General features: G+C 71.3%; 10 protein-coding genes. 5 read left to right on the forward strand and 5 right to left on the reverse strand.

All coding sequences use genetic code 11. The features are described 5' to 3' along the window. Positions 1-113: 113 nt before the first annotated feature. From AB0H93_RS42865 to AB0H93_RS42875, 3 genes are read right to left on the reverse strand one after another with little or no spacing between them, the layout of a single operon-like run. Positions 114-725, reverse strand: coding sequence for an alpha/beta family hydrolase (locus AB0H93_RS42865; RefSeq protein WP_358582368.1), 612 nt, complete (start codon positions 723-725; stop codon positions 114-116). Continuing rightward, positions 722-1,438, reverse strand: a complete 717-nt coding sequence (locus tag AB0H93_RS42870) for an SOS response-associated peptidase (RefSeq protein WP_358582370.1) — start codon at positions 1,436-1,438, stop codon at positions 722-724. The genes AB0H93_RS42865 and AB0H93_RS42870 overlap by 4 nt, the downstream gene beginning before the upstream one ends. 26 nt (positions 1,439-1,464) lie before the next feature. Then, complete coding sequence (locus tag AB0H93_RS42875; RefSeq protein ID WP_358582392.1) at positions 1,465-2,229, reverse strand: SOS response-associated peptidase; 765 nt, start codon at positions 2,227-2,229, stop codon at positions 1,465-1,467. Between the two features lie 135 nt (positions 2,230-2,364). Between AB0H93_RS42875 and aroA the strand changes: the two genes are divergently transcribed. The 4 genes from aroA to AB0H93_RS42895 all read left to right on the forward strand — a co-directional run bounded on the left by aroA (position 2,365) and on the right by AB0H93_RS42895 (position 6,532). Beyond that, on the forward strand, positions 2,365-3,633 hold the full coding sequence (gene aroA / locus AB0H93_RS42880) for a 3-phosphoshikimate 1-carboxyvinyltransferase (RefSeq protein ID WP_358582372.1): 1,269 nt from the start codon (positions 2,365-2,367) through the stop codon (positions 3,631-3,633). Positions 3,634-3,649: 16 nt separating this feature from the next. After that, the gene (rsgA, locus tag AB0H93_RS42885) at positions 3,650-4,657 is read left to right on the forward strand and encodes a ribosome small subunit-dependent GTPase A (protein ID WP_358582375.1); all 1,008 of its coding nucleotides are present in this window, start codon (positions 3,650-3,652) and stop codon (positions 4,655-4,657) included. A gap of 140 nt (positions 4,658-4,797) precedes the next feature. Then, complete coding sequence (locus tag AB0H93_RS42890) at positions 4,798-5,655, forward strand: hypothetical protein (protein WP_358582377.1); 858 nt, start codon at positions 4,798-4,800, stop codon at positions 5,653-5,655. Between the two features lie 85 nt (positions 5,656-5,740). Beyond that, complete coding sequence (locus tag AB0H93_RS42895) at positions 5,741-6,532, forward strand: hypothetical protein (RefSeq protein ID WP_358582379.1); 792 nt, start codon at positions 5,741-5,743, stop codon at positions 6,530-6,532. Positions 6,533-6,584: 52 nt separating this feature from the next. Here the strand turns inward: AB0H93_RS42895 and AB0H93_RS42900 are convergent, their stop codons facing one another. Beyond that, positions 6,585-7,088 carry a hypothetical protein gene (locus AB0H93_RS42900; RefSeq protein WP_358582382.1) on the reverse strand — a complete coding sequence of 168 codons (504 nt, stop codon included), beginning with the start codon at positions 7,086-7,088 and terminating at the stop codon, positions 6,585-6,587. After that, positions 7,085-8,521 carry a wax ester/triacylglycerol synthase family O-acyltransferase gene (locus tag AB0H93_RS42905; protein ID WP_358582384.1) on the reverse strand — a complete coding sequence of 479 codons (1,437 nt, stop codon included), beginning with the start codon at positions 8,519-8,521 and terminating at the stop codon, positions 7,085-7,087. The genes AB0H93_RS42900 and AB0H93_RS42905 overlap by 4 nt, the downstream gene beginning before the upstream one ends. A gap of 84 nt (positions 8,522-8,605) precedes the next feature. Here AB0H93_RS42905 and AB0H93_RS42910 point away from each other — a divergent pair, with 84 nt between their 5' ends. After that, entirely contained in the window at positions 8,606-9,370 is a 765-nt protein-coding gene (locus AB0H93_RS42910; protein WP_358582387.1) for an RNA methyltransferase, read from the forward strand. The last annotated feature ends 169 nt before the right edge of the window (positions 9,371-9,539 follow it).

Here is a 9,539-nt window from a genome sequence, read left to right on the forward strand (position 1 = left end):
CCCCGCAGTACCGCACCGATGTTGCGGCATCCGGGCAGAACCGGCAACGCGGCGCTTTCGAGCGGACGAATCGGCCGCCGGAATCGTGCCCCCGGTCACAACTATTTCGAGTGCTAGTCCATGAGGCGGAGAATCCGGCCGAGCCACTCCTGCGCGGCGCGGAACACGGCGTCCACGTCGGCCTTCAGCGAGTGGTCGCCGGGCACCAGCACCACCTCGCGGTTGTGCGACGGTTCCGGCTGGCCGAAGGCGTCCCGCTCGCCCTGCACCACCAGCACCGGGGCCTCCACCCCGTCGAGCTCGCCCAGCCGCGACTTCTCCGGCTTGCCGGGCGGGTGCACCGGGAACGCCAGGCACAGCACCGCCGACGCGGCGCCCGCCTCCGCGGTGCGGCAGGCGACGCGCGCCCCCGAGGACCTGCCGCCGAAGATCAGCGGGAGATCCGCGAACCAGCGCTCGCCGAGGTCCTCCACCACGGCGAGCCAGGCCGTGTCCAGCTGCTTGGCCGGGGCGGGCGCCCGGCGGCCGGCCACCCGGTAGGGCTGCTCGACCAGCGCCACGTGCACGCCGGCTTCCGTCGCGGCCCGCGTCACCGCAACCAGGTCGGGCGCGGCGATCCCACCGCCCGCGCCGTGCCCGAGCAGCAGCGCGGCGCGCCCCTCCTCCGCGCAGTGCAGCTCGGCCCTGGCCAGGCCGTGCGGCGTCTCGACCTCGACCTTGGTCATGACTCGAACAACGCGGCTTGTTCGGCGGGCGCGGGCGCCGGTTCGACTCGTTCCAGCAGGTCAGGATGGTTGTTGCGCATGCTGTTCACCTCGGTGGAGACGGGGTGGATCGCCAGTTCGGCGAGCACCTCCGGTTCGGGTTCCAGCAGGTCCGCGATCTCGGTGCGCTGCGGATCGAGCCAGTCCGCCCAGCGGTGCCTCGGCAGCACCAGCGGCATGCGGTGGTGGATGCCGGCGAGCTCGCCGACGGCATCGGTGGTGACGACCGCGCAGGTCACCACCGGCTGGTCGGTCGAGTTCGGCGCCCACCACGCGGAGAACACCGCGGCCATCGCCAGGCTCTCGCCGTCCCCGCGAGCGCACAGGTAGGGCTGTCGCCGCTGGTCACCGGGCTGCCACTCGTACCAGCCGGTGGCGGGCATCAGGCAGCGGCGGCGCCGCGCCGAGTCCGCGAAGGCGGGCTTGGTGGTGATGGACTCGGCACGCGCGTTGATCATGGGCGGGCCGCTGCCGATCTCCTTCGCCCAGGTCGGCACCAGGCCCCAGCGCACCGGACGGACGCTGCGCTCGGCGCCGCGCTGCACGACGATCGGCACCGTCTTGGTCGGCGTCACGTTGAAGTCCGCGCCGACGGCCCCGGCCGTGCGATCCGTCGCCGCGAATTCCTCGGCCAGCGCCGCCGGGTCGTGCCGGACGGCGTACCGACCACACATCAGAACTCACCCCGCGCCCGAACCGCTCATTTCGCTTCCGGGTCCAAACCTACCGCCTGCGGTTGCGCATCGAGCGACACGCGTTCCAGGAGTTCGGCGCCGTTGTTGCGGACGTTGTTGACCGCGGTCGACACCGGGCGGATCTCCAGGCCGTCGACGAGCTCCCGCGACGGCGCGCCGAGCAGGTCGGCGACGTCCGGCTGGTCCGGATCGAGCCACTCGTCCCACGCCGTCGCAGGCAGCAGCAACGGCATCCGGTCGTGCACCTCGGACAGCTGCCCGAGCGCGCTGGTGGTGAGCACCGAGCAGGTCACCAGCGGCGGCGCGTCCTCGGCCTGCGGATCGCGCCAGGTGGCGTAGATCCCGGCCATCGCCAGGCTGGCACCGTCCGGGGAGGTCATGAAGAACGGCTGCTTGCGGCCGCCTTCGCGCTTCCACTCGTACCAGCCGTCTGCGGGCAGCAGGCACCGGTAGCGCTTGATCGACGTGCGGAAGGCCGGCTTCGTCGTCACCGTCTCCGACTTCGCGTTGATCATCCGGCTGCCGATGGACTTGTCCTTCGCCCACATCGGCACCAGGCCCCACCGCATCACCCGGATGGTGCGCTCGGTTCGATCGAGCTCGCGTTCACCGGCATCGTCTCGGGGATGCCGCTGCACCACGGTGAACACGTTCTTGGTCGGCGCGACGTTGAAATCCGCTCCCGGCGCGGCGCCGCCGGTGGCGTCCAGCGCCGCGAACTCCGCCGCGAGCTTGCCCGGGTCCTTCGTGGAGGCGTACCTGCCGCACATGCCTGGTCGGACCTCCATCGCCTCGTGGTCGAGCGGTCTTCCTCATCCTGTCAGGCCGCATCGCCGCAGGCGAGCGGCATGGCCGGATTGCCCCCGCCGCTGAAATCGGGGAGCCGGGTGGGGGATCATTGCCCTATGACCCAGCTCTGGCCTGCTCCGGTCGCCCGCGGCGCCGTGCACGCGACCGTCCCGGTGCCCGGTTCGAAGTCCATCACCAACCGCGCGCTGGTGCTCGCCGCGCTCGCCGACGGCCCGTCGAAGCTGCGCGCCCCGCTGCGCAGCCGGGACACCGAACTCATGGCCGGGGCGCTGCGCGCCCTCGGGGTCGAGATCCAGGACGGGCCGGACGGCTCGTGGCAGGTCGCGCCGGGCGAACTGCGGGGACCGGCCGAGGTCGACTGCGGCCTGGCCGGCACGGTCATGCGGTTCGTGCCGCCGGTGGCGGCCCTGGCCGACGGCCGGGTCACCTTCGACGGCGACCCGCAGGCCCGCCAGCGGCCGCTGGGCACGGTCCTCGACGCGCTGCGCGAGCTGGGCGCCGACATCAGCGGCAGCGCGCTGCCGTTCGACGTGCACGGCACGGGGAAGCTCACCGGCGGCACGGTCACCATCGACGCGTCCGCGTCGTCGCAGTTCGTCTCCGGGCTGCTGCTTTCCGCGCCGCGGTTCGAGCAGGGCGTCACGGTGCTGCACGAGGGCGAGCCGGTGCCGTCGCTGCCGCACATCGAGATGACCGTGGCGATGCTGCGCGCCGCCGGCGTCGACGTCGACGACCGGGAGCCGAACACCTGGCGGGTGGCGCCGGGCGCGATCCGCGCGCTGGACGTCGAGATCGAACCCGACCTGTCCAACGCCACCCCGTTCCTCGCCGCCGCGGCGGTGACCGGCGGCACCGTGACCGTGCCCGGCTGGCCGACGCACACCACGCAGGCCGGCGACGCCATCCGCGACATCCTGAGCCGGATGGGCGCGCAGGTGGAGCGCACCGCGGCCGGGCTGACCGTCACCGGCCCCGCCGAGCTCACCCCGGTCGACATCGACCTGCACGACGTCGGCGAACTCACCCCGACCGTCGCGGCGCTGGCCGCCTTCGCGACCGGCCGCTCGCGGCTGCGCGGCATCGCGCACCTGCGCGGCCACGAGACCGACCGGCTCGCCGCGCTGCAGAACGAGCTCACCAAGCTCGGCGGCGCGGTCGAGCAGACCGAGGACGGGCTGCTGGTCGAGCCGCGGCCGCTGACCGGCGGGAGCTGGCATTCCTACGCCGACCACCGGATGGCCACGGCCGGCGCGATCCTCGGGCTGAAGGTGCCCGGCGTGGTCGTCGAGGACATCGCGACGACCGCCAAGACGATCCCCGACTTCCCCGGGATGTGGGCGGCGATGCTCGGGGAATCGGCGTGAGCGCGGGGGCGGCCTGATGCGCAAGCGCGGTTGGCGGGATCTGGACGAGTCCGATGTGCGGGTGCGCCCCGGGCGCCGGGGCAGCCGTCCGCGCAGCAAGCAGCGCCCCAAGCACGAGGACGCGGCGGCCGCGATGGTGGTCGCGGTCGACCGCGGCCGGTGGACGTGCGCGCTGGACGGGAACCCGGACCGGCTGGTCACCGCCATGCGGGCGCGCGAGCTCGGCCGCACGCCGGTGGTGGTCGGCGACCGCGTCGGCCTGGTCGGTGACATCTCCGGCAAGCCCGACACGCTGGCCCGGATCGTGCGGGTCGACGACCGCACCAGCGTGTTGCGCCGCACCGCCGACGACACCGACCCGTACGAGCGGGTCGTGGTCGCCAACGCCGAACAGCTGATCATCGTGGCCGCGCTGGCCGATCCGCCGCCGCGGCCCGGCTTCATCGACCGCTGCCTGGTCGCCGCCTACGCGGGCGGGCTGACGCCGGTGCTGTGCCTGACCAAGGCCGACCTCGCCGATCCCGGCGAGTGGATCGCCACGTACTCCTCCCTGGACATGCCGATCACGATCACCCGCCAGGACTGCGAACCCGAGGAACTCCGCGCGCTGCTCGCGGACCGGGTGTCCGCGCTGGTCGGCCACTCCGGCGTCGGCAAGTCCACATTGGTCAACCGGCTGGTGCCGGCGGCCGACCGGGCGACCGGCGAGGTCAGCGGCGTTGGCAAGGGCCGGCACACCTCGACCTCGGCGGTCGCGCTGCCGCTGCCCGGCCGGGGCTGGGTGGTGGACACCCCGGGCATCCGCTCGTTCGGCCTGGCGCACGTCACCCCGGACGACGTGATCGCCGCGTTCGAAGGCTTCGCCGAGGCGGCGGAGGAATGCCCGCCGAACTGCGGCCACCTCGGTGGTTCCGACGATCCGGACTGCCACCTGGACACCTACGCCGCCGACGGCGGCAGCGTCGAGCAGCTCGCCTCGCTGCGGCGCCTGCTGCGCTCCCGGGCCGGGCTCGACGAGGCCTGATCCCCCGAACGAGGCTCGATCGTCCCCTGTGGCGTGACGACTTCGTTGTTAGCGTGGATCTCGGCGTCCGATGCGGATTTCCCTTGACCGCGCGGACGATTCGGCCACCGCACGCTGACACGGCCCGAGGAGCTCGCCCGATGCCACGAGCCAGCACCAGGACCGCGGTGTTGTCCGCCGGTCTCACCCTGATCGCCGCGCTAGGCGCCTGCGGCGCCGAACCACCTCCGCAGCCCTGGCCGCTGATGGCCGCCCGCCCCGACCCCCGCCCGCGAGCGGATGCCATGTTGTCGCAGGTCATCAACAAGATCAGCGAACGCGGCAGCGTGCACAGCAGCGTGCGCGGAAGCCTCGGCCTGGTGGGCGAACTGACCGCCGAAGGCGCCGTCCGCTACCGGGGTCCGCAAGCCGATCTCGCCTTCGAGGGCCAGACCAGAACGCCCGGGAACCGGTCGTCGCAGCACCTCTCACTGTCCATCATGGATGGTGTCGGCTACCTTCGGACCCCGCTGGTGCGGCCCGAGCCGGACAAGCCCTGGCTGAAGATCACGCCCGGTGGCGCCGACTTCGGCGACAAGCTCCTCGGCCCCGCGCTGGACCAGCTGCACGATGCCGTCGACCCGCGCGCCGCCTTCACCGGCGTCGAACCCGCCACCCGCATCCAGACCAGCGCGCCCGACACCGTCGACGGCAAGCCGACCACCCGCTACGAGCTGCGGATCATCACCTCGCAGGCCGCCGACGTGGCCGACGATCCGCAGCAGCGCGACCGGTTCCGGCAGGCCGCCGATGCCGGCGAGCCGGAACTCGGCTACCAGCTGTGGCTCGACGACTCCGGCCTGCCCGCGCGGTTCGCCGCCGACCAAGAGGTCGCCCAGGCCGGCGAGGTGTCGCTGACCTCGACCTACCGCGACTGGGGCGCCCCCGCCGACATCCCGGTCCCGCCCGCCGGGCAGATCGGCGTCTTCGACGCCCTGCCGCCGCAGGCGCCGCGGTGACCGCGCTTCCCGCAAAACGCCCGAAAAAGGCATGAAGAACTGTTACTTTTCAGGCATTGCAATCTTCATGCAGAGAGGAAATCCTGTGCGCCGCACCACAGTCGCCCTGTCCGCAGCAGCGTTGGCGATCACCCTGGGCGCCTGCAGCCAGGGCGGCACGCCAGCCAACCCGGGCAACGCGGGTCAGGAGCAGACCGAGAGCTCCAGCTCGCCGTTCAAGGACATCTCGTCGCTGATCAGCTCGGCGAAGTCCAGCATGGACGCGAAGAAGACCGTGACGGTGTCCTTCGAGGGCACCGGCGCCGTCCAGGCCCTCGGCTCCACGAAGTGCCAGCTCGACATCGCGCAGACCGAGATGGCCTGCACCGGGGCGACCGAGATGGTGTTCACCAAGGACGGGATGTACATCAAGAGCCCGGAACTGGCCCAGCTCTCCGGTGACCCGAGCAAGCCGTGGCTGAAGATGTCCGCTAACGACTCGATGGCGCAGCAGCTCGGCCAGCTGGGCAAGATCAACGACTTCGAGTCCATGCTCCCGCCCGGGTCCAAGATCATCTCCAGCGCCAAGGAGCAGGTCGACGGCCAGGAGGCGACCCGCTACGAGATCGTCACCGACCTCAAGGCGGCCGCCGCCGAGGCCAAGCCCGAGGAGAAGCCGGCGTTCCAGGCGCTGGTCGACGCCGGGGTCACCGAGCTCAAGCAGACCGTGTGGGTGGACGCCGAGGGCCTGCCGCTGAAGGCCGACTCGACCACGCCCGCCCTCACCGTGGCCGGCCAGCAGATCCCCGAGTCGACCATGACGGTGCGCTACAGCGACTGGGGCAAGCCGGTCCAGATCACCGTGCCGCCGGCCGACCAGGTCCAGGAAAAGCGCTGAAACCGCGGTGCGGCCCGAGGCGCGACTCGCCCGGGCCGCACCTACCCGGTCGCTACATCAGCTCCAGCAGGAACGGCACCTCTTGCGGGGCGTACCAGGCGAGTTCGTGGTCCTCCGCCTCGCCCAGGGTGAAGTCCGCGTCCGGATCGCCGAGGTCGGCGGCGTCGATGACCTCCGCCGCGGCGCGCACCGCGTCCTCCGCTTCCGTGGCGTCCACGTGCACCGCCGCGATCTTCTTCCACTTCACCGGCCCGGACACCTTCACCACGGCGTAGTCCAGATCGGGCCGAAGCGTCACGTCGTCGACATCGGCGGAGATCACCACCCGGCGGAGCTCGACCTTCTCGCCCGCGCCCAGGTCACCACCGATCAACCGCAGCGACGCCCGAGCGGCCTCACGCATCGCCGCGTACTCCAGCTCCTCCGTGTCGCCACTGGCGTAGGACTCGCGCAGCGCCGGCGTCAACGCGAACGCCGTCCCACCCAGCGGCTGCAACTGCTTCTCCTCCACCAGTCGCCGCAACATCGGCACCGTGGCGGGCAGGTAAACCCTCATGCGTCGACCGTCCCGATCATCTCGTCCACTGCTTCTCCGATCATCGCCGCCAACACGTCCACGTCGGGCATCGCATCCCGATCCGCGTTCAACCCGAAGTACACGCCGCCGTCGTAGGAGGTAACGCCTACCGACAGCGACTGGTTCTTGGCCAACGGCACCACCGGGAACATCTCCATCATCCTCGCTCCCGCCGCGTACAACGGCACCTGCGGTCCCGGAACGTTGGTCACCAGCACGTTGAACAATCGGTCCGAGAACTGGTTCGCGACCCGTGCCCCCAGCGCGTGCAGGGTCGGCGGCGCGAACCCGGACACCTTGACCAGCGCACCGGCCGCCACCGACTGCCCGGACTCCGCGTGCGCGCGCATGGCATGGCCGACCTGGTGCAGCCGGACGATCGGATTCCCTTCGCCCACCGGCAGATCCACCAGGTACGCCGACACCTTGCTGCCGACCGACCCGACCGGCAGGCTGCCGGTCTCCGGGTACGTCGCGCGCGCCTCGGCATCGTCGGAACGCACCGACACCGGCACCATCGCGCGCAGCGTCGTCGACGGCGACACCACTTCGCCGCGGGACAACAACCAGTTCCGCAGCGCGCCGGTCACCACCGCCAGCACCACGTCGTTGACGGTGCTGCCGTGAGCTTGGCGGACGGCGCGGAAGTCGTCGAGCTTGGCCCGCGCGACGGCGAACCGGCGCTGCGTGGAGGTCGGCGCGTTCAACGGCCCGCTCGGCGCAGGGACCACCGCGGTGCGCAGCGCCGAGGCGACACCGCCGAGAGCCCGCGTGATCTTCTGGACCGTCGCGGTGGCGTCGACCACCGCCGCCCGAACGTTCTCCACCACCTCGCCGGGACGTTGCACGGCGTCGGTCATCGCCTCGACCACCAGCTCCGCGAGGCTCGGTTCCGGGCGCGGCATCCACAGCTCATCGGCGTCCGGAACCTGCCGGTCGCGCTCCACGTCCAGGATCACCTGGCCGATGTCGATCGCGCCGATGCCGTCGACCATCGCCTGGTGCGTCTTGGTGATCACCGCCACCCGGTTCTTTGACAGCCCCTCCACCAGGTAGATCTCCCACAGCGGCCGGGTGGGGTCGAGCTTGCGGGACATCAGCCGCGCGGCCAGGTCGTGCAGCTGATCGTCGTTGCCCGGCTTCGGCAGCGCCGACCGCCGCACGTGGTAGGTGATGTCGAAGTCCTGGTCGTCCACCCACACCGGACGCACCAACCCGCCCGGAACCTGCATCACCCGCTGCCGGTATCTCGGCACCAAGCCCAGCCGGCGGTCGATCAGCGCCAACACCTTGTCGTAGTCGAACCCGGTGCGCGGGCGCCGGAACACCGCGACGCCACCGACGTGCATTGGCGTCGTGTAGTCCTCCAGGTAGAGGAACGAGGCGTCGACTGCGGAGAGACGATCGGACATGTCCGCGATCCTGGCACACGAGCCGCCGGATCCCGAGGGGTTCCAGTCGAGGAGGGCGCGGCGGAGCATGTGACACTTGGAAGCGTGACCAGCGAAGTTTCCCCTAAAGATCGATTCGTCACCGTTTACGGCCGCAAGCCGGTGCTGGAGGCGTTGACGGACTACGACCTGCGCGTGGACAAGGTGATCCTCGCCGAGGGGCTGCGCGGCTCGATCATCGACGAGATCCAGGAGGCTGCCGCCGACCGCGCGGTGCGGGTCCAGCGCGCAAGCGCGCACAGGGTGAAGGTGCTGGCCGGGAACGGCCGGCACGACCAGGGCGTGCTGGCCGACGTGGTGGCGCGGAAGATGCGGCCGCTCTCGGACGCGCTCGCCGACCCCGCGCACGCACCGCGAACCATCCTGCTGCTCGACGGTCTGACGACGCCGGCGAACGTAGGCATGATCCTGCGCACCGCGACCGCGGCCGGAATCGACGGAATCGTGGTGCCGCACCGCGGCGTCGCCAGCCTCGACCCGCTGGTCATCAAGGCTTCGGCCGGAGTGGCGTTCCACGCCCCGGTCCTGCGGACCCGCACCGCCGGCGAGGCCGCGGAGCTGCTGACCGAGGCTGGCTACCCGTTGTTCGCGCTCGAAGCCTCCGCGAAGGAGAGCATTTTCGACGCCGACTTCGGACCGCGCGCGGTGTTCGTGCTGGGCAGCGAAACCGCCGGGCTTTCGGAAGACGTGCAGGCGCGAGTCGCCCAGCCGTTGTCCATTCCGATGGCCGGTGGGGTGGAATCGCTCAACGTCGCCAGCGCCGCGGCGGTGCTGTGCTTCGAACTCCTCCGACGCAAGCTGGCTTCCTGAGCCTTGGACGGGTGGTGGTTCGGCCGCGACCGCGGCCGTCCGCCACCCGATGAAATCTCCGTCGATGCAAATAAAAAGGGTCCCTTCTCTCCCGGGAAAACCAGGAAAGAAGGGACCCTTCTCAAATAATGTGTCGGCGGTGTCTTACTCTCCCACACCCTGTCGAGTG

It is taken from the genome of Saccharopolyspora sp. NPDC050642 (assembly GCF_040654735.1).
Taxonomy (GTDB): domain Bacteria; phylum Actinomycetota; class Actinomycetes; order Mycobacteriales; family Pseudonocardiaceae; genus Saccharopolyspora; species Saccharopolyspora elongata.